Source organism: uncultured Campylobacter sp. (genome assembly GCF_937997595.1).
GTDB lineage: Bacteria > Campylobacterota > Campylobacteria > Campylobacterales > Campylobacteraceae > Campylobacter_B.
Genome location: NZ_CALKTS010000271.1, coordinates 1 through 18,034, shown reverse-complemented (window position 1 = coordinate 18,034; position 18,034 = coordinate 1). Strand labels below are relative to the sequence as shown.

Sequence of the window (18,034 nt, the reverse complement as noted above, 5' to 3'; positions counted from 1 at the left end):
GTTCACTGCTGCTGTGTGCGGCGGCGGCTGCTACTTTGAGCGCCCAGGGTGAGGATAAAGTGGAAAAAATCACTTCAATCGACATCTATATTTCGCCGTTTTATTCGGCTAAGGAGGGCAAGCCCGAATATGTGCATGTTTACGAGCCGATCGACGATCTGTTGATGAAAAACGACGTGGCGAGCCTAAAAAAGGCGATCAAAATCATCGAGGACGCCCCGGACATGGTCGCTCCGACTACGCTGATGACGGTCGCTGCACGCGCTTATGATCTGGGGCTTAAGGACGACGCGGTGTTTTGGTTCTACGCGGGCAAATACCGCTTCATCTCCTTCGCCTCGGTAATCGACGTCAGCGGCGCGATGTTTATGGAGACGGTCGAGGCAAATTCCGCCTTCATGCACCTTGCGGGCGACGTGATCAACCCATACGCATTCTGCGACATAGACAAGCAGCAGATCATAGTCGAAAGGGCGGTCGATTGGGTAAAGGATCATCCGTACAAGGCGATATTTTCGGATAAATTCCCATCCATGGCTAGCGACCGCAAGGCGGCTCTAAAGGAAGTGATAGAAAAGCTCAAAGCCGATCAGCAAAAGCAAAAACAGTATTTCGCCGATCCGAAAAACAGAGCCGATTACATCGCCGAGCGCAAGAAATACCGCACGGACGAGCGCTTCTGCGATTAAAATTTGCGGCTAATTTAGTGGGACGGGCTTTGCTAACTTAGCCGCATTTTGCCTAAATTTCAGCTCGCAGGTTAAATTTGGGCAAATTTCAAACTATGCTTCAAAATAAAATTTAAGGAAAAGGCGCGGGCAAAATCTGCTCGGCTTTGCGCTGATGGAAGTGCGAGACGAGCTGCGCAGGCTGTATAAAAACTACGATCTGATCGATAAGAAATTTTTGCGAGATTAGACGGCTTAAAATTTAGCCACTGCGTCATTCGATCCGCTTTTACACCCTATTCCTCGCCCAAATTTAAACGCATTGCTAGCTCGCAAAGGCGCGCAACCTTAGTGCCCTGCGCCGAAGAAATTGCACATCGCCGTGCCTATCACGATGAGCGCTATGCCGCAGATCGCGGGCGCAGAGAGTTTTTCGTGGAAGTAAAACACCGAAAGCAGCGACGCTAACACTATGCCAAGCCCACCCCACGTGGCGTAGGCGATGCTGAGTTTTACCGTTTTTAGCGCGAGTGCTAAAAAATAAAAGCACGCGCCGTATGCCGCCAGCGTAGCGAGCGAATAATTTAGCTTGCTAAATCCGTCCGAGAGCTTCATACAGTTGGTTCCCGCTAGCTCCAAAACTATAGCAATCCCCAAATAAACGTATCCCATAAGCACTCCTTAATGTAATTTGAGCCTAAATTTTATAGAAATTTCCTTAAATTTCACTCAAAGGCGCCTCCTAGCGGCTTACGTAAAATTTGCACCGCATATTTGAGTAAAACCGGCTCTTCGGCGACATAAAATTCCGCTCGCCGATCTACGCAGAATTCCGCCGCGCGGCTAATAAAATTTCGCTTGCCGCGCGGCGAAATTTTATCCGTTTTTATATACGAACATTATATAATTATCAAAATTTTTTCCAAGGAGAGAGGATGAAAAAGCTCGCTACGATACTTGCGCTGCTCTGTGCGGCGGCGTTTGCCAAGGAGTATGAGTATATGGTGCAAAGTATGAGCTACAGCTCACTCGGAGAGCGCAAGGAGAGCACGCATCTAAGCTACGACGCGGCGACGCGCAAGCTGGAGCAGATAAGAGATACGAACTCCTCGGACGGCCTAGGCTCTAGCTACAAAGAGATCAGCTACTTTGACGAAAAGGGGGATATAGTTAAATTTGAAGTATTTAACCTTGGTCTTAAAAGCGGCAAGTGGAAAAAAATAGAAGACTACACGGAAAGCGTCAAAGACGGCATCACGACGCGCGAAACGAATTCGATAGCGGATGACGGCACGCGCAATGCGAGCAAAACCGTCTCCAGCTACGACGACAACGCGACCGAAGATGTGCGATATAAGCTCATAAAGGGCAAATGGCATAAAGAGAGCATGAACAGATCCGTAAAAAACGCGTGGGATAAGGAGGAGCTTACGATAAGCTTCAAATGGGATGGCAAAAGCTGGCAGCCCAAAGATAAGACCGAAATTTTCTACGACGCCGCAGGAGAGATGAGCGGATACGTAACCTACGAGTTTGTAAACGGCGTGTGGCAAAACAGCGAGCGAGAGATGCTTAACGGCGATCGAAACGGCAGCTACGAGCAGATCCGCAGCACCTTCCAAAACGGCGCGTGGCAAAACGCGACGATGAGTAAGCACGAGCTTGACGCCGCGAAGGGCGAGGAGGTCGTTACGAGCTTCATCTGGAACGATGAGAAGGGCGCGTGGGATAATATGAGTAAACAGACCGCTATCAAGAAGGGCGCGGATCTTAATATGACCTCGTATCTGTGGGACGAACAACTTAAAGATTGGGTCAAAAGCTACTCAAACGGCGAAATTTACGATAAATCGGGCGAGCGACTACTAGAGCAAAGCTACGAATCAAATTCCAGCAGCGGCAAATACGTCTATAGCTACGACGAGCGCGGCAGCAATACGGCGATGGATATCTACAAACTTGACGCGAGCGGCAAATGGGTGCAAACCGGGCGCTCGGAGGCTACTTACGACACCCAAATCCCGTCAGATAGCGTGGGGCACGGCGCCGCGCTGATGATGTTTGAGATGCCTAGTATCTACGCGATAACGAGCTTTAAGGAATTTAAGCTTAAAGACGGCAGGTCCGAGCTCATAACGGAGCAGACGTGGAAATATAAAAAGATAAAGTAGCGTTTGAAGATGCGTCGGTAAAATTTCGCGACTAAATTTTACCTGCGCGGCCTTACGCGAACGTCGCAGTTAAATTTAGCAGGCGCAGTGCTATTTATGCGGATGTGGCGTCGCGCGAGCTATGCGGTTAAATTTAGCAGACGTAGCAATATTTCGTGCGAGTGCTGCGGTTAAAATTTAGTAGACGCCGGCACACGAGCTTTACAGTTAAATTTAACGGCGCGGATGTTTCGTGTGCCGCGTAAATTTTAAAATTTAAATCCTACGCCGCGGCAGGTCCGCACGCAGTGGCGGCAAAAGGAGAGGATGAAAATGATTTTACCCAAAGCGGCTATTTCGGCTTTAATTTCGGCGAGTATCTGTTTCGGCGCCGTAGAGGCGCAAGATCACAGCGCGGCAAGCGGACAAAAACAAACGATGCAGGGCGGCGGGAGAGATGACCAGACGCTCGCGGACAAGCAAAGTAGCGAAATAAGCGCAACAAAGCGCGCAGACGAGCAAGGCGGCGAGGCACAAAATTTTAAAATCAAAAGGCGCTATTTTCGCAGCTGTTCGTACCTGCATAAACAAAAATCAAAGGAGCCCGCCCGCCTCTACGATGAAATTTCGCAAGAGCAGGCCGAAAGATCGGCGGCCTATTTCATCGGCTATTTCAAAGAGGGCAAGCTAAGCCGCTATGAGAAAATTTACGAAGGCGAGAGAGCTTTTTCGAGCGAGGATATAAAGCGGTAAATGCGATTTAAAATTTAGATAAAAGGAGCGGTCATGAGAGGTGTTTTTAAAATTTCACCCGAGGATGCGGCAGATTTTACGGCGGCAAATTTAAAGGCGCGAGCGATTATTTCAGCGGGCGCTTTTAGGGTGCGGACGGCAGTTTCGGCAGACAAGCTTCGAGTTCGAGCGGCAGTTTTAGCAGGCTCTATTTTGGCGGCGACGTTAACGCTTGCGATGCCTGCGGGCGCGACCGAGACGGCAGCAAAACACGCGGCGGCGGATAGAATTTGTCTGCAAAAGACGAGCTATAAAACAGAAGGCGGCGCCCTGCCGCGCTACGAATATGAAGTGAGCCAAAACTACGACGCCAAAACCCGCCGCTTAGAAAAAATTTACAGAAAAAGCAGCGAAGAGGGAGCGTCCGTATCGAAAAGCTTTAGCAAATTTGACGAAAGCGGCGAGCGCGAGATCGAAAATATCGAATACGACTGGGACGCGAATACAAACAAATTTCGCGAAACGGCGATGAGCAAGCAGGAGATCGCAAAGGATGGCTCAAAAATTTATTTCAGCCTGCAAAAGGACAGCAAGCCATACGAGGGTGAAAAAGCCGTCGAAAAGCGCGAGGGTAAAACGGAAATTTTGCAAAATTTCACGCTAAAAAAGGGCAGATGGACGCCGACGCACCTTACAAAAAGGATTGTCGATGAAAACGACAGAAACAATTTCGTATCGACCTACGAATGGAACGCCAAAGCGAAAAAATGGATGCCCTACGAAAAATCGATATATCACTACAACGGCGATGTTTACGCGGGCTCCGAAGGCTACGCATGGCGCGGCAAATGGGTACCGCTTACAAAACATACCGTCTTTACGGCTGCGGACGGGACGCGCAGCGAGATAAATTTTATATGGAAGGACGACACATGGCAGCGCGATGAAAAGATCTTGCGCAAGATCGAGCCTAAGTATAGGCGTTTTAGCGAGCTAAGATCGCGCTGGGACGCCGCAAAAAACGAGTGGAGGGAGTACTACAAAAACGTGCACGAGGAGACCGAGGAGAGCAGGCCTCTACGCGAGCAAACCGCGCTTTGGCGCGAGGAACTGCAGCGCTGGGAGGTCGTGTTTGAAAACGAGTTTAGCTACGACGCGCGCGGCAACGTGATAAAAAATCGCACGGCCTCCGATGGCAAGTAGTACGAATACATCTACGACTACGACGAAGCGGGTAATAACATCTCCATCATCCTGCGCGAGCCTGATGAGAGCGGCAAATGGCACGAGACGCAAAGGACGCAAAACGTCTTTGAGCCTGAAATTTTAGCGCACGATGTCCTGGATCGCGGCTTCATCGGCGATTACATAGCTACGGGCGAAAACGCGATCAAAAGCAGCAAGCAGTATTTTCTAAAAGACGGCGAGTTTAAGCTAAACGAAACTCGCGAGTGGTTTTACGGAAAATGCGAGCCGCAATAAAATTTGGAAAATCCCATGAACGAGCCTTATATCGTTAAAATTTCAGATAGCGACGCGATGATGTTCGGCTGCGAAGCGGACGAGCGGGTGCGCGAATTTGCCGCTAAATTTGACGGCCGGGAGTACGAAAGCGAGTTTGAGCGGACCAGCTATCTGCTCGGCACGGACGTTTTTATCGAGGTCGCGAGCGAGGAGAGCTTAAATGAAGGCACCTTACGCGCTCAAATTCCAAACGAAAAGTCTTTGGACGCTGACGGCGGCACGACGTTTTTAAGCCTGCGCGAGTGGGACGGCAAGGAGCACTGGCGGGTTTGCGCGAGCGATGAAATTTTACGCGCGATAAGCGAGGATGAGGACGGCGGCGCGGCGTATCTGCTCCTTAGCCCGCGACATATCGCCGCAGAGGAGCTGCGAGGCGCCTTTGCGGACAAGCCGCCGCAGGAATTTGCGCGCATTATCGAAAGCCTCGAAGCCAAATACGACTGCAAGGACCGAATGCTCTGCTACATCGTTTGCTATTTTACGCCGAAAGGCAAAGAGGGGATGCGGGCGGACTTCGGCGTCTGAATTTAAAACGCGGCGGATTAAATTTAAAATTTGATCGCACAGCGCACTCGCGCCAAATGGCGAAGGTTTTATCTTGCGCGTGAGCCATGCGCCGTATGGGTACAAGTGAAATTTATAAATTTTTAGCGACGAAATTTAAACTGCCGCGACTAGCGAAATGGGAGCCGAAATGATAAAATCCATAAAATTTGGGGGCGAAAGCATCGAGGAGCTGGAGGTTTGGTACTACACCCCAAAGCACGAATGCAGCGCGGCGGAGTTTGCGCGGGAGTGCGGCAAGCTCGTGCGCGCGGACTTTGGGCTCGCCTCCCTTTACGAGATAAAATTTGAAAAATTTACGCCGAGCGAGCCCGATGATTTTATGAAGGAGCGGATAACGGCTGCTTTGAACGCGGCGGCTCTATCAGACGAGCCTCAAAATTTCGCAATAGGCGGCGAGAACGACTGGGACTGGCAGGAGTGCTCGTTTGAGGCGAGCGGGCAGCGATTTTTACGCGTCTGGGCGACGTCGGCTTGATAAATTTAGCCGCAATACGGGGTTTTATGCACCCGAGGTTTCGGACGGATTTGCCGCAAAGCGCTTGCAAAACGCGCCGAGCGACGTTAAAATTCCGCGCTACCGCTTATCTCGCGCGATTTATGTGTGTTTAGATGCGGTAGCGCCTCAATACCGCAGAGCAAGCTAGCGCGCCTATTTTGCGCAAATTTACGCGCCGAGGCGGGGCGGGCGCCCTGCTCTGAGCCAAAATTTATTTGAAGGAAAAATATGAAAAATCTATTTCTAGTTGCGCTTGCAGCATTAGCGCTTAGCGGCTGCGCGGGCTTAAAATGCAGCGCAAAAGACGGGCGAGACGTCGCCGAGATCGACGTGCCCGAAGATGGCTGGACGAGATACCTAGGCACCGACGGCGAGATCAAGGAGATCGCGTTTTTCACGGCGTTTTTCTCGGGGCAGTTCCGCCCGCACCCAAAAGATGGCGAAAAGATCGGCTTCGTGCTTACCAAAAAGAGTGGCGAACGCATACCGATAAGGCTCGGCAATATGTATAAGGCGGCAGACGGCGCATTTGTGCTCGCGGATCTGGACGCGGAAGCCGGCGTATGGCGCGGAGCGGAGGAGCTGCGCAGTGCAAAACGAGCGAAATTTTATAAATTTCAAGAAGGCAGCGTCAAAGTGACGGACTATGAGGCGCAAAGAGGGCTTTGCGAGGCGTTTTACGCAGGCGAAAAGATAAGCGTCAAAAGCGTGCTAAGCCGCCGCACGAGCAAGGCTGGCGAGGCTAGCGGCGAAATTTCCACCGCGCAGACGCAGGGCGAAATATCGCGCGACGCCGTCAAGGCTTTAAACTCGCGGAAAAAACCCTCGCCGCAAGGCTCTAGTAAAAATTTAGCAAACAAAAAGAGCGCCGCGCAAAAAACCGAGGACGAGGCGTTAAAATCAGAGGCGGAGGCGTTAAAAGACATCATCTGTATTGTAGGCAAAAACGAAGTCGATTGAAAATTCAGACTAATGAGTAAAAATTTCGCTAAAATTTTGAATAAAAATATCTTTTCAAGGAGCAAAGTATGAGAAAAAGCGTTTTATTTTTCCTATTGCCGCTGTTTTTATTCGGCGGCGAGGCGCAAAAGCAGCTAAACGTCTTTCAGCTAACGCCGTCAAAGATGCCGCCGCAGCAGTTTAAGGTCGAAGCGATCTTTTCGAAAGAGATCAAAGCCGACTGCAACGACGCGTATCTGATCGGCGGCAAAATAGAGCCAAAAGAGGGCTCGGATGGGCTTTATTACGAGTTTAGCGGCGGCAATGAGCTTGCTCAAACGCTGATGCTCTGCGACGGCAAGAAGCAAAAGAAGCGGATCTATTACGAGCTCACGCATCCATTCGCCTACGACGGCGGCGAAATTAGAATTTTAGCGCCCAAAGACGTCAAGGTCGAGCTTAGAATTTACGAGCTCATAGAGAGCAAAGAGCCCAAAATCCGCAAGATTAAATAATTTCGCAAGAAGCAGGGCGGACCGAGCTTATGCACGGCGGAATTTTCGCCGCGCAATAGATTTTTCATCGCGCAATGGGCGGCTTGCGCGCAGGCGAGATAAATTTTACGGCGAAGAATGGAATTTCGGCACCGATGGGTCGTTTGGTTAAAATTTCAGTATAATTTCGCAAAAACAAGGAGAGAGCATGTCAGAGAGAATTTTTGAAAGCCTAAAAGAGCTTTTGACGCAGCAGGGGGCGCGCTTCCGCGTCGTAGCTCACGAAAGCGCGGGCACCTCCGCCGAGGTCGCCAAAATCCGCGGCACGCAGCTAGGTCAAGGCGCAAAGGCGCTGGTTTGCACGATCAAGGGCTTTAAGGACGGGCAAATTTCTTTCGTGCAAAATTTAAATTTAGCAAACGTCTATGACGCGCAAAACCCCGACGCTTCCGCCGCTGCGAGCGCTCAAGGCTGCGAAAACGGCGCCTGCGCGGGAAATTTAACTTTAACCGCCGATCAAATTTGCGCAAACGTGCCGCAGCAGCTGAAGCTTCCTAGCGACAAACCCGCGGGCAGAAACGGCAGAATTTACGTCCTAGCAGTTTTCGCAGCCGATCATAAAACCGATCTAAAGCGCTTGGCGCAGGGGCTCGGCGGCACAAAAGCGTCGCTCGTAAGCCCCGATGAAGTGGGCGATCTCACGGACTGCGTCATCGGCTCGGTGCCGCCGTTTAGCTTCCACGACAAGCTGCTGCTAATCGCCGATCCGTCGCTATTCGGACGCTTTGATGAGATCGCTTTCAACGCGGGCTTGCTCGATCACTCGATCATCCTAAACGTGCAGGATTACGCGCGTATCGCAACTCCGCGCATCGTAAGCTTTACCGAAAAGGCTACGGAAGACGAATAGCAGCGCATCGTCCGTTTCACACAAGAGGAAGATTCGGATTAAATTAACCCAAAAGCAATGGTAGAAAAAGACAGTTCGAGAGTGGTTGTAAAAACGGCGCTTTGATTTTTGATCTTTTTTTCTTCATATTAATAAGGCTTTAAAATTTTCAGTATGATTAGGAGAAAAGGGATCGCGACCGAAACGAGGGGGAATGCTATGAAGAAGGTGTGGATATTTTTGCTGTGCCTACTTGCGTTATGCGGCATGGAAAATGCCGCGGTCAAGGGAGACGATGCGCCGCGACCGGAGATTTATCAGAGTATGAAAGATATTTATGACGATCTACCGATCGCGCAATTGCCGATTCGCTATCCGGGAGGAATTTCGCCCTTAGCGGCTATCGATAAAAATTTACTTGATAAAAATGAGCTGTTTTCGTTGGCAAAGGAGAGCTTTTTAATCGACAATCTAAGTGCGTATTGGGAGAGGATCAAAGACATAAGGGCTTGTCGTTTGCCAAAAAAAGAGCGCCAAAACAATTCTGCTAAGGCTTTATCTGGGGGATTTCCAAGATAGCGAACGCGGGCACGAATATGTTTTTATGTGCCTTTTAAACAACGCATTTCATATAAGCGATTGTCGCGAAATTTACGCCGATTACGTGCACTGCGGTAAAAGCAAGCCGCCGATGCGCGCCAAGCAGGAGTTCGTCATCGACGCCGATTTGCGCTGCACAGTAACAACGCACTACTATACTTTAGATGACGGTAAGGAGCTGCACAGAAATGTCTGCGTGCACGAAATAAAAAACGGCGCGATCGTTACTAAGGATTAAAATCCAAGGCGATTTTGCGAGATGTTTTTGGCCGTAAATTTCATAGACAGAGCGGCAAACTGAGACGCGAATTCCCTCTATCTATGAGCCACGGCTATTTCAAATCGCGATAAAATAACGCTTAAACCGAGCCTCGAATTCATCATATTGATGAGGCGCTGTTTCGAGCCGCGCCAAAACGGCTCGTAAATCTTTGGTGCACCGCAGCGTCCCACTAAGATGCGTTGTCTTGCGGAGCATTTTAACGACGGCGAGCGCTTTATTCGTTTTGACTTCCTGTAACGAGCCGAATGTCAAATTTGAAATTCTTAGCAAACCCCGAAAGCAACGAGGATAAAACATCCGAATTTTAAAATTTAAAAATTTTTAAAATAAAAGTGTGAGTTTAAAAAGAATTAATCGCGACGATATCACATCGCCGCGACTGAAGAGGGCATAATCGTGCCCGCAAAGGTATTTATTTCATAGCGCCTTGTTGTTTCATCTGATCCATCATCTGCTTAAATATCTCTTTAGCTTGTTTGCAAGTGGCCTCTTGCTGCTCCTTAGGAAGTGCGCTGATCTGATCCATAGACTGCTTTTTTTGATCCTCATACATCTTGACCTGCTGCTCTTGACCCGCTTGTTTGTAGGTATCAACCATCTTATCAAGATCTGCGAAGTACTCTTTGCAGCTATCTGAAAGATCTGCGGCGCTAAGACTTAGCGCAAAGCCAAAACTAGCCAAAACTAAAAGTGATTTTTTCATTTTTCTCTCCTTGTAAAAAATCAGCGAAAGTATATCATTTCGCTTAGTAAATTTGCCTTAAATTTTAATCAAATAGGGCTATTTTTTTAAATTTATAGCGCTTTTGAAATTTTAAAATTTTACTCTCGCTGCGACGCTTACGTTTTTTAAAATTTAACTCATCTTTAAATTTTAAAATTTCAGCTCTTGGTTTAGCAACAACCGCCGGTGCTCTTTAAAATTCGGTCCTCGCCGCCTCTTGGGGCTGCAGCGTAAAATCACTTCTCTTCAAATCTAATCTGCACCGATTTTTTGTGCGCGCCTAGCCCCTCTGCATCCGCTAGCGCCATGCACGCGCCCCCTAACTCGTCTATGGCGCGCTTATTTAGCGCTATGATCGAGCTTCGTTTGATGAAGTTATAAACCCCCAGAGGCGAGAAAAATCGCGCGCTTCCGCCGGTCGGCAGCGTGTGGTTAGGGCCTGCGAGGTAATCGCCCATCGCTTCGGGCGTGTAGTGACCCAAAAATATCGCGCCTGCATGGCGTATGCGCGGAAGCAGCTCGTAGGCGTTCTCGGTCGCGATCTCGAGGTGCTCGACCGCAAGCTCGTTCATCAGCTCCACGCACTCGTTCATATCGCGTGCGACGATGACTGCGCCCTTGTTTTGGATGCTGGCGCGAGCGATTGGCTCACGCGCGAGCATAGGCAGCTCGCGCTCGATGTGCTCTGCGACGGCAAGAGCGAATTTTTCATCGTCGCTTATCAAAAAGCTGCTCGCGATCTCGTCGTGCTCGGCTTGGCTGAGCAGATCCACAGCGATGTTGCGCGAATTTGCCGCGGCGTTTGCGATGATGCCCACTTCGCTAGGGCCCGCGATCATATCGATATTCACGTCGCCGAACACGAGCTTTTTAGCGGTTGCGACGAAGATATTCCCGGGGCCCGTGATGACATCGACCTTGCCGATCGTGCGCGTGCCGTATGCCATCGCCGCGATCGCGCTTGCGCCGCCCACCTTGTAGGCCTTTTTGATCCCCAGCACATGCATCGCCGCAAGCAGTAGCTCGTTTACGACGCCGCCCACGGCAGGGGTGCAGACGCTGATATCCTCTACGCCAGCGACGATTGCGGGGATCGCGTTCATCAGAAGCGAGCTCGGATACGCTGCCTTGCCCCCCGGGATATATAGCCCCGCGCGATCTACCGGCGTGATCTTTTGCCCGAGCATCGCGCCGCTTGGATCGAAGCTAAACCAGCTTCTCTCAAGCTGCTTTTCGTGATAGGCGTAGATGCGCTCGTATGCGACCTGTAGCGCGTTTTTTAGCTCTGCGGTTAAGCCTTCATACGCGAGACTCATCTGCTCTTGCGTGATAGCCAGATCGCCCTGCACGCGCCATCTGTCAAATTTCTCAATCTGTTCAGCTAGCGCCTCATCGCCGCGCTCTCTGATATCTTCGATGATACCGCTTACGACGGGCATCACCGATCTCATATCCGTCTCGCCGCGGCGCACCAGCCTTGCAAACTCCTCTTTGAAATTTGCCTTCGTGCTTTTTAAAATTTTCATTTTTGCTCCTTGTAATGCTTGGAATTTTAACGCTTTTTGCTAAATTTCGCCTTTAAGCTCGCGGCGATGTAAATTTACAGCTCGCCGATTTTCAAAAGATTAAGCGAAAATGAAATAAAATAGCCGAAATTTTAAACGGAGCGATGTATGAAAAAGATATTTTTAGCGCTGATCGCTACGGCGACTTTAGTAGTGGCAAAACAGAGTGATTTTAATGAAAGCGAACTGCAAAGTAAATGCGACAATAACGATGCATCGGCGTGTGCAAATCTCGGTAGCGCATATTACTTCGGAGAAAATATAAAACAGGATTATAAAAAAGCAAGCGAACTATATTTGAAAGCTTGCGATTTAAAACATGGTAAAAGCTGCCATAATCTTGGAATTTTATATGAAAAAGGTGAAGGCGTGCAACAAAGTTACCAAAAAGCGGATCAATTCTATTCTAAAGCTTGTGATTTAGAAGTTGCCGAAGGATGTTACAATCTTGGAGCTTCATACTATTTAGGTACGTCTATAAAGCAAAACGACAAAAAAGCGAATGAATTACTTGCTAAAGCTTGCAATCTAGGATATAGCGAAGGATGCTATATATTAGGGCTTTGGTATGACTCAAGAAAAGATGTAGAACAAAACTTCGAAAAAGCTAGTGAATTATATTCTAAAGCTTGTGATTTAGGACATGGCACAGGATGTAATAATCTTGGGCTCTTATACGCCTCGGGTGAAGGCATAAAACAAGACTATAAGAAAGCAAGCGAATTGTATTTTAAAGCTTGTGATTTAGAAATTGCCGAAGGATGTTACAATCTTGGTGTCTTACACTATTTAGGCGAAGGCATAAAACAAAATATCGAGAAAGCAAGAAACTTACTTTCTCGAGCTTGTAATCTAGGATATGGGTTAGGATGTAATGATCTAGGGGCTTTATATGAAAAACAAGATTATAAAAAAGCGAGTGGATTGTATTCTAAAGCTTGTAATTTAGGATATGGCATAGGATGTACTAATCTTGGAATTTTATATGAACACGGCAAAGGCATAAATAAAGATTATAAAAAAGCGAGCAAGCTATATTCTCAAGCTTGCGACCTAGAATATGACGCAGGATGCAACAATCTAGGGTTTTTATATGAACAAGGAGAAGGTGTAGAACAAAACTATAATAAAGCAAATGAGTTATATTCTAAGGCTTGTGATTTGAAATATGGCAAAGGGTGCTATAATCTAGGAGTTTTGTATAGCTCTGGCAAAGGCGTAAAGCAAGATTACAAAAAGGCAAATGAACTATATCTAAAAGCTTGCAATTTAAAAGATGGAAGCGGATGCTATAATATCGGAATTTCATATTATTTAGGAAAAGGCATAAGTCAGAATATAAGTATGGCAAAAAAATACTTCAGCAAGGCTTGTGATTTGGGTGATCAAGCCGGTTGTGACGGATATAGAAAACTAAACGAGCAAGGTTTTTAACCTATATAAATTTTAAGTCGCTCTTGAGCCTGCTTAAATTTGCGGCTTAAATTTAAAGGTCTAAATTTAGACTATATCATCCGCAGGGCAACACTAAAAGCGCGTCAAAATGCGTGGGCTTTAAATTTAAGCCCATTCCGCCGCGGCAGGCGTTACATAAACGCCACGTAAGGGCTGCGAAAAAATTTAGCGAGCCGCCCGTTCATAATATTCGCGCCAAAATAAAAGGATATGTTCCGCGCCGCCGTTAAAATTTCAGATGAGCCGTTAATTCTTTAGGAATTTTAAGCTCTCTTTTTTGCGGGCTAAAATTTCGAGCGAGCTTCTAATTCGTAGCGTTCGCATCGAACTGCAAAAATTTCCTGATCTCCTCCATCGCCTCTTTGTTTGAAAGGGTAAATTTGATCTCGATGCGGCGGCTGGCGTCTTTGTCCTCGACGCCTCTGCGCATCACGGGCTGCGTGTAGCTGCGACCGCTGGCTATGAGATATTTTTGCAGTCGCTCATCTTTATTCCACGAATTGATGAAATCCATCACGGCAAACGCCCTATTTTGCGACAGCTCGAGGTTGTACAAATATCCGCCGTCACTGTCCGTGTGCCCTTCGATGATGATCTGATCTAAATTTTCGCGAATTTCATCATTATTCAAAAGCACGGCGAAATAGCTCTGCAGCGTCGAGCGGAGCGTCTCTTTGGCGTCCTCTTTCAGCTCGCTTGAGCCTTTGTCGAAAAGGATCGACGAGCTTAGCGTCATCGCGCCGCTTTCGTTATCGATGCGGATCTTGCCGCCCAGCTTCTCCTTCAGATCGGCGATGATCTTAACCTTCATTCCGGTGAGGTTGCGGATGCGGTTTTTCGTGACGTTGAGGTCTTGTAAAATTTTATTAAAATCGCTCTCCTTCTGCGTGAGTTGATCGAGCAAAAAGGCGATTTTAAGCTCGTTTTGGCTGATCGTAGCGTTGGCGTCCTCGCGCGTTTTTTGCAGAAGCGAGTTTATGTCTAAATTCTCTTTTTTCAGCCTCTCCGCCATCTCGGTCAGATCTTCGATCTGTATGAAATAGATGGAATTTTGCTTGCGAAGATCGGTATTTTCGATGTTTAGCTTCTCGAGCTGGTCGCTAAAAATTTTATTCAGCGCTTCAAGCTCTGCGCTTTTTTTCTCCTGGCTTTGCAGGCTTGCTAGCGCGCTTGAAATTTGACTTTCTTTCTCCTGCAGGTTGCTTTGCGTGAGGAAGTATTTGACGATGATGCCGCCCACCAAAAGCACGAAAACAAAAAGCAGTCCCGCCATCAAATCGGCGTACGCGATCCAAAAGGTCTCTTTTTCTTCGTTATTCGTTTTCATCTAAAAGTGCTTTTTCATCGATGCTCGCAAGCGTTTTTCGAAGCTCTTCGATGATGCTTTCGTTGCTCGTTCGCGCAGTGTCCTCTCCAGCTAAAAGGGCCTTCAAATCCGCGCTTAGCCCCTTAAAGCTAGCGTCAATTTTAGCGGCGTAAGCATTCTGCGAACTTGAAATTTCGCCCGCAAACCCGCCCAAGGAAGCATTTAGGCTCTTGATTTGAGCGCTTAATGCACTCGTAACGTTAGCCAGCTCGCCTTGCCCGTCCGTTAAAGTCTTAGACTGGCTTAGATACTGCGCGGAAATTCCGTTTTGAATTTCGATTAGGCTTGCAGACACGGACTTAAGCGCAGATAAAATTTGAGCGAAGCTCTTATCTAACTCGCCGTGAGCGAGATTTGTCCTTTGGATCATCTCTCCTGCTTTTTCAAGCTCTTCTTGTGTAATCGCCATACTTCGCTTCTCGGCTTCCATTACGCTTTCAAAAGCGCCGATTTTTTCATCGATTAGGCGGTTTAGCCTTTCAGTAAAATTCGTAGAGCTCATCATCGCAAATGAGCGCGAAATTTCAGAATTAGCATTTAAAATTTCACTCAGATAGCCCTGCGTGATCTCGTCTTTGTTCCAGAAGAAATTTTTAGTGGAATTTTTGTATTTGATGAGCAGACGCTCATATTTGCTAATGCCTTTTTTCTCAAAATATATCCACCAAAGCGCTAAGAAAATTCCATAGATCGAGACGTAAAATGCCGTGCCTACGCCGCCTAGAAGCTGTGCGATCTCGGTTTCGAGCCCATCGATATTGCTTGAGGAAAAGTGTGGCATCGAAATCGCAATCGAGATGAAAGTTCCTAAAATTCCAAGCATCGGAAAGACTGCCGATGCGACGGAAGCGTAGTTTTGATTACGCAGCGAGTAGCCGTATTCGTCCACAAAAAGATCAAAGCTAGCATCGGATTTTTTCTTACCGCCGATACTTAAGAGATTGGCGACGATGTAATTCTTTAGCTCGCGCTTGAAATCATCAATATTATTTTGAAAATTTAAGCAGCCATATTCTGCATTATGACGAGCTAAAATTAGTGCAATAATGAGCAAAACTGCAAGCATCAGGATCGAGTGCGTTTCTACCTTCAGCCCGATAAGCCCCAAATAGCCCAGCAAAAACACCACAAAAACCGCGATCGGCAGAGCTGCAATCTTAAAAAAAACGCCCGCTAGCGAGCGCTCCTTCGCCTCAGGTAGCGTGATATCGAGCACTTCGTTATTCGGGCGATCCATATTAGTTCCTATTTAGGCAATTTAGATTGTCAAATGCGACCTGCAAGCGCGCCACCATACTCTGCTCGCCTGCCCTCAGCCACTTGCGAGGATCGTAGAATTTTTTATTCGGTTTATCCTCACCTTCCGGATTGCCGATTTGAGCTTGCAAATAGCCGCGATTTTTGCCCTCATAAGCGCGCACGCCGTCCCAAAACGCCCACTGCGTGTCAGTGTCGATATTCATCTTAACGACGCCGTAGCTAACGGCTGCCTTAATGTCGGAGGTCTCGCTGCCGCTGCCGCCGTGAAAGACAAAATTTACGGGCTTTTCGGATTGCAGATTAAATTTTTCTCGGACGAATTTTTGCGAATTTTTCAAAATTTCAGGTCTCAGCACGACATTGCCCGGCTTATACACGCCGTGGACGTTGCCGAAGCTCGCTGCAATGCTGAATCTATCGCTGATTTTGCTAAGTCGCTTGTAGGCGAGCGCGACATCTGCAGGCTGGGTGTAAAGCCGCGCGTTATCGACGCCGGTATTATCGATGCCATCCTCTTCGCCGCCCGTGACGCCAAGCTCGATCTCAAGCGAAATTCCAAGATCGCTTAAAATTTCCAAATACTTCTCGCAGGTCGCTAAATTTAGCTCCAAATCATCCTCGCTAAGATCGAGCATGTGCGAGCTAAACAGCGGCACGCCGTGAGCTTTTTTATGAGCGGCATTAGCTTCGATGAGCTCGTCGATCCACGGAAGCAGCTTCCTCGCGGCATGATCAGTATGCAAAATCACCGCAACGCCATAATGAGCTGCCAGAGCATGCACCTGGCGCGCGCCTGCAATAGCGCCTAAAACTGCGGCATTAGGGCAAGCGGCACCTGCGTAAAACGCCGCGCCGCCGTTGCTAAACTGAATTATTACGGGCGAATTTGCGATTTTAGCGCTTTCTAAGACGGCGTTTATGGAGTTGCTCCCCACTACGTTTACCGCAGGGATCGCAAAGCCCTGCTGCTTCGCATACGCATAGACCTTACTTACGTCATCGCCGCTTAAAACGCCCGGTTTTACTATATCTAAAACGCCCATTTTTAGCTCCTATATTATTTATACTCGATTTTAGCGTTTTTGTGAAGATCTGCCGCTTTTTGCTCGACTACTTTCGCCGCTTTTTGCTGTCTAAGCACGCGCTCAATAAAAGGCTTTGCCTCGCTTTGACTTAACTGCTTTTTAGCTTGAGACTCCTCTTTTAACACGACGTGATATCCAACCCTGCTTCTAATCGCTTTAGTAGTGATTTGACCATCTTTTATCTTAGAGATCGCATCGGCAAAAGGCTTGACCTGATCGCTAGGCATCCAGCCTAGCTCGCCGCCGGTTTGTTTAGCCTGCGGATCGATAGATTTAGCTTTGGCAAGCTCTGCAAATTTAGTAAATAGCGCACTGTCACTAAGCCCTTTTAACTGCTTAATAATATCGTTTGCCTCAGCTTCGGTTTTAACGACGATCTGAGCCGCTTTGATTCTCGCAGGCTCAGTAAAGCGCGCTTTGTTTTTGTTATAAAAATCTGCTATTTCTTTATCGTCGATATTTATTTTGCTGGCTTCTTTAGCCTGCCATACACGAAGTGCTAAGTTATCTTTTACGATTTCAAGCTCTTTTTTATAAACGTCTTCGTCCATAACGCCCGATTTTTTAGCCTCATCCGTTAGCAGCATCAGATCGATGCCTTTATCGATAAGCTCCTTCTTTTGATCCGCGTTAAGAGCGGCGATATCTACATTGCCTATGCCTTGAAGTAGCGGAGCAAGCTCTTTTTCGGTTACGTCTTTGCCATTGACGGTAGCGTAAACGGTAGCGTTGAGGCTGATAGCAGCAGCCAAACTAAGTGCTGTAAATAAAACTTTTTTCATTATAATTCCTTAAAAAAATTTTAACGGCGATTATAACTCAAAGTTGTTAACAATCAAACTGTACTTTAGAATTTTAGGGTAGAATTCCGCCTTGAGGAAATGTAAATGAGAAGTAAAAAAGATATTTTAGAGATAAAAAAGAGAATTCTGCAAAACTTCGCGGAAGAGCGCAGTGAGTTGAAATTTAAAGACACCTATCAGCTTTTGGTCTGCGTGATGCTTAGCGCGCAGTGTACCGACAAGCGGGTGAATTTGATTACGCCGCGCTTTTTTGCGGAATTCCCTAGCGTTGCAGAGCTCGCAAAAGCCAATCTGGCAAGCGTAAAGCTGCTAATTAGCTCGTGCAATTTCTACAACAACAAAGCGGTAAATTTAATCAAAATGGCGCAGGCGGTGGTTAGCGACTTTGACGGCGTCGTGCCGCTTGATGAAGCGGGGCTAAAATCTCTTGCGGG

20 protein-coding genes and 1 pseudogene are annotated in these 18,034 nt (G+C 47.8%); 14 read left to right on the top strand and 7 right to left on the bottom strand.

Annotation, left to right across the window (positions count from 1 at the left end):
- The first annotated feature begins 5 nt into the window (after positions 1-5).
- Positions 6-689, top strand: coding sequence for a cytochrome-c oxidase (locus Q0614_RS08965; RefSeq protein ID WP_298788155.1), 684 nt, complete (start codon positions 6-8; stop codon positions 687-689).
- A gap of 327 nt (positions 690-1,016) precedes the next feature.
- On the opposite strand, the gene Q0614_RS08960 is transcribed toward Q0614_RS08965, so the two are convergent.
- Entirely contained in the window at positions 1,017-1,340 is a 324-nt protein-coding gene (locus Q0614_RS08960; protein WP_298788153.1) for a multidrug efflux SMR transporter, read from the bottom strand.
- Positions 1,341-1,603: 263 nt separating this feature from the next.
- Here Q0614_RS08960 and Q0614_RS08955 point away from each other — a divergent pair, with 263 nt between their 5' ends.
- The 11 genes from Q0614_RS08955 to Q0614_RS08905 all read left to right on the top strand — a co-directional run bounded on the left by Q0614_RS08955 (position 1,604) and on the right by Q0614_RS08905 (position 9,297).
- Complete coding sequence (locus Q0614_RS08955) at positions 1,604-2,839, top strand: hypothetical protein (RefSeq protein ID WP_298788151.1); 1,236 nt, start codon at positions 1,604-1,606, stop codon at positions 2,837-2,839.
- Between the two features lie 306 nt (positions 2,840-3,145).
- Positions 3,146-3,571 carry a hypothetical protein gene (locus tag Q0614_RS08950; protein ID WP_298788150.1) on the top strand — a complete coding sequence of 142 codons (426 nt, stop codon included), beginning with the start codon at positions 3,146-3,148 and terminating at the stop codon, positions 3,569-3,571.
- Positions 3,572-3,604: 33 nt separating this feature from the next.
- Positions 3,605-4,753, top strand: a complete 1,149-nt coding sequence (locus Q0614_RS08945; protein ID WP_298788148.1) for a hypothetical protein — start codon at positions 3,605-3,607, stop codon at positions 4,751-4,753.
- On the top strand, positions 4,743-4,880 hold the full coding sequence (locus Q0614_RS08940) for a hypothetical protein (protein ID WP_297964331.1): 138 nt from the start codon (positions 4,743-4,745) through the stop codon (positions 4,878-4,880). Before Q0614_RS08945 ends, Q0614_RS08940 begins: the two co-directional genes overlap by 11 nt.
- Before the next feature lie 167 nt (positions 4,881-5,047).
- A complete protein-coding gene (locus Q0614_RS08935) occupies positions 5,048-5,599 on the top strand; it encodes a hypothetical protein (protein ID WP_298788146.1) in 552 nt (183 codons plus the stop codon).
- Between the two features lie 169 nt (positions 5,600-5,768).
- Entirely contained in the window at positions 5,769-6,116 is a 348-nt protein-coding gene (locus Q0614_RS08930; protein WP_298788144.1) for a hypothetical protein, read from the top strand.
- Positions 6,117-6,365: 249 nt separating this feature from the next.
- Entirely contained in the window at positions 6,366-7,097 is a 732-nt protein-coding gene (locus Q0614_RS08925; RefSeq protein WP_298788142.1) for a hypothetical protein, read from the top strand.
- A gap of 68 nt (positions 7,098-7,165) precedes the next feature.
- The gene (locus Q0614_RS08920; RefSeq protein WP_298788139.1) at positions 7,166-7,591 is read left to right on the top strand and encodes an ecotin family protein; all 426 of its coding nucleotides are present in this window, start codon (positions 7,166-7,168) and stop codon (positions 7,589-7,591) included.
- Between the two features lie 187 nt (positions 7,592-7,778).
- Positions 7,779-8,480: a YbaK/EbsC family protein gene (locus Q0614_RS08915; protein ID WP_298788137.1), complete on the top strand. Its 702-nt coding sequence runs from the start codon at positions 7,779-7,781 to the stop codon at positions 8,478-8,480.
- 198 nt (positions 8,481-8,678) lie between these two features.
- Positions 8,679-9,038, top strand: a complete 360-nt coding sequence (locus tag Q0614_RS08910) for a hypothetical protein (protein WP_298788135.1) — start codon at positions 8,679-8,681, stop codon at positions 9,036-9,038.
- A gap of 25 nt (positions 9,039-9,063) precedes the next feature.
- Positions 9,064-9,297 (top strand): hypothetical protein, encoded by a 234-nt coding sequence (locus Q0614_RS08905; RefSeq protein WP_298788133.1) that lies wholly within the window; start codon positions 9,064-9,066, stop codon positions 9,295-9,297.
- A gap of 457 nt (positions 9,298-9,754) precedes the next feature.
- On the opposite strand, the gene Q0614_RS08900 is transcribed toward Q0614_RS08905, so the two are convergent.
- Both Q0614_RS08900 and hisD read right to left on the bottom strand, forming a co-directional pair.
- Entirely contained in the window at positions 9,755-10,045 is a 291-nt protein-coding gene (locus Q0614_RS08900; protein ID WP_291936556.1) for a DUF5339 domain-containing protein, read from the bottom strand.
- A gap of 257 nt (positions 10,046-10,302) precedes the next feature.
- Entirely contained in the window at positions 10,303-11,592 is a 1,290-nt protein-coding gene (gene hisD / locus Q0614_RS08895) for a histidinol dehydrogenase (RefSeq protein ID WP_298788132.1), read from the bottom strand.
- Positions 11,593-11,739: 147 nt separating this feature from the next.
- On the opposite strand from hisD, the gene Q0614_RS08890 reads away from it, so the two are divergent.
- Positions 11,740-13,065, top strand: a complete 1,326-nt coding sequence (locus Q0614_RS08890; protein ID WP_298788131.1) for a tetratricopeptide repeat protein — start codon at positions 11,740-11,742, stop codon at positions 13,063-13,065.
- Between the two features lie 325 nt (positions 13,066-13,390).
- Here Q0614_RS08890 and Q0614_RS08885 read toward each other — a convergent pair whose 3' ends face one another.
- From Q0614_RS08885 to Q0614_RS08870, 4 genes are read right to left on the bottom strand one after another with little or no spacing between them, the layout of a single operon-like run.
- Positions 13,391-14,413 (bottom strand): OmpA family protein, encoded by a 1,023-nt coding sequence (locus Q0614_RS08885; protein WP_298788130.1) that lies wholly within the window; start codon positions 14,411-14,413, stop codon positions 13,391-13,393.
- Positions 14,400-15,689: a MotA/TolQ/ExbB proton channel family protein gene (locus Q0614_RS08880; protein WP_298788128.1), complete on the bottom strand. Its 1,290-nt coding sequence runs from the start codon at positions 15,687-15,689 to the stop codon at positions 14,400-14,402. Before Q0614_RS08880 ends, Q0614_RS08885 begins: the two co-directional genes overlap by 14 nt.
- A gap of 1 nt (position 15,690) precedes the next feature.
- Positions 15,691-16,755, bottom strand: a complete 1,065-nt coding sequence (fbaA, locus tag Q0614_RS08875) for a class II fructose-bisphosphate aldolase (protein ID WP_298788124.1) — start codon at positions 16,753-16,755, stop codon at positions 15,691-15,693.
- Positions 16,756-16,769: 14 nt separating this feature from the next.
- Positions 16,770-17,579: a peptidyl-prolyl cis-trans isomerase gene (locus Q0614_RS08870; RefSeq protein ID WP_291936539.1), complete on the bottom strand. Its 810-nt coding sequence runs from the start codon at positions 17,577-17,579 to the stop codon at positions 16,770-16,772.
- A gap of 105 nt (positions 17,580-17,684) precedes the next feature.
- On the opposite strand from Q0614_RS08870, the pseudogene Q0614_RS08865 reads away from it, so the two are divergent.
- Positions 17,685-18,034, top strand: a pseudogene (locus Q0614_RS08865) (endonuclease III); the annotation flags it as partial.

What these genes read in the sequence shown, in the direction of transcription:
- Q0614_RS08960 (WP_298788153.1), bottom strand. Translation starts at nt 1,340, where the DNA reads ATGGGATACGTTTATTTGGGGATTGCTATAGTTTTGGAGCTAGCGGGA.
- Q0614_RS08955 (WP_298788151.1), top strand. Translation starts at nt 1,604, where the DNA reads ATGAAAAAGCTCGCTACGATACTTGCGCTGCTCTGTGCGGCGGCGTTT.
- Q0614_RS08950 (WP_298788150.1), top strand. Translation starts at nt 3,146, where the DNA reads ATGAAAATGATTTTACCCAAAGCGGCTATTTCGGCTTTAATTTCGGCG.
- Q0614_RS08945 (WP_298788148.1), top strand. Translation starts at nt 3,605, where the DNA reads ATGAGAGGTGTTTTTAAAATTTCACCCGAGGATGCGGCAGATTTTACG.
- Q0614_RS08940 (WP_297964331.1), top strand. Translation starts at nt 4,743, where the DNA reads ATGGCAAGTAGTACGAATACATCTACGACTACGACGAAGCGGGTAATA.
- Q0614_RS08935 (WP_298788146.1), top strand. Translation starts at nt 5,048, where the DNA reads ATGAACGAGCCTTATATCGTTAAAATTTCAGATAGCGACGCGATGATG.
- Q0614_RS08930 (WP_298788144.1), top strand. Translation starts at nt 5,769, where the DNA reads ATGATAAAATCCATAAAATTTGGGGGCGAAAGCATCGAGGAGCTGGAG.
- Q0614_RS08925 (WP_298788142.1), top strand. Translation starts at nt 6,366, where the DNA reads ATGAAAAATCTATTTCTAGTTGCGCTTGCAGCATTAGCGCTTAGCGGC.
- Q0614_RS08920 (WP_298788139.1), top strand. Translation starts at nt 7,166, where the DNA reads ATGAGAAAAAGCGTTTTATTTTTCCTATTGCCGCTGTTTTTATTCGGC.
- Q0614_RS08915 (WP_298788137.1), top strand. Translation starts at nt 7,779, where the DNA reads ATGTCAGAGAGAATTTTTGAAAGCCTAAAAGAGCTTTTGACGCAGCAG.
- Q0614_RS08910 (WP_298788135.1), top strand. Translation starts at nt 8,679, where the DNA reads ATGAAGAAGGTGTGGATATTTTTGCTGTGCCTACTTGCGTTATGCGGC.
- Q0614_RS08905 (WP_298788133.1), top strand. Translation starts at nt 9,064, where the DNA reads ATGTGCCTTTTAAACAACGCATTTCATATAAGCGATTGTCGCGAAATT.
- Q0614_RS08900 (WP_291936556.1), bottom strand. Translation starts at nt 10,045, where the DNA reads ATGAAAAAATCACTTTTAGTTTTGGCTAGTTTTGGCTTTGCGCTAAGT.
- hisD (WP_298788132.1), bottom strand. Translation starts at nt 11,592, where the DNA reads ATGAAAATTTTAAAAAGCACGAAGGCAAATTTCAAAGAGGAGTTTGCA.
- Q0614_RS08890 (WP_298788131.1), top strand. Translation starts at nt 11,740, where the DNA reads ATGAAAAAGATATTTTTAGCGCTGATCGCTACGGCGACTTTAGTAGTG.
- Q0614_RS08885 (WP_298788130.1), bottom strand. Translation starts at nt 14,413, where the DNA reads ATGAAAACGAATAACGAAGAAAAAGAGACCTTTTGGATCGCGTACGCC.
- Q0614_RS08880 (WP_298788128.1), bottom strand. Translation starts at nt 15,689, where the DNA reads ATGGATCGCCCGAATAACGAAGTGCTCGATATCACGCTACCTGAGGCG.
- fbaA (WP_298788124.1), bottom strand. Translation starts at nt 16,755, where the DNA reads ATGGGCGTTTTAGATATAGTAAAACCGGGCGTTTTAAGCGGCGATGAC.
- Q0614_RS08870 (WP_291936539.1), bottom strand. Translation starts at nt 17,579, where the DNA reads ATGAAAAAAGTTTTATTTACAGCACTTAGTTTGGCTGCTGCTATCAGC.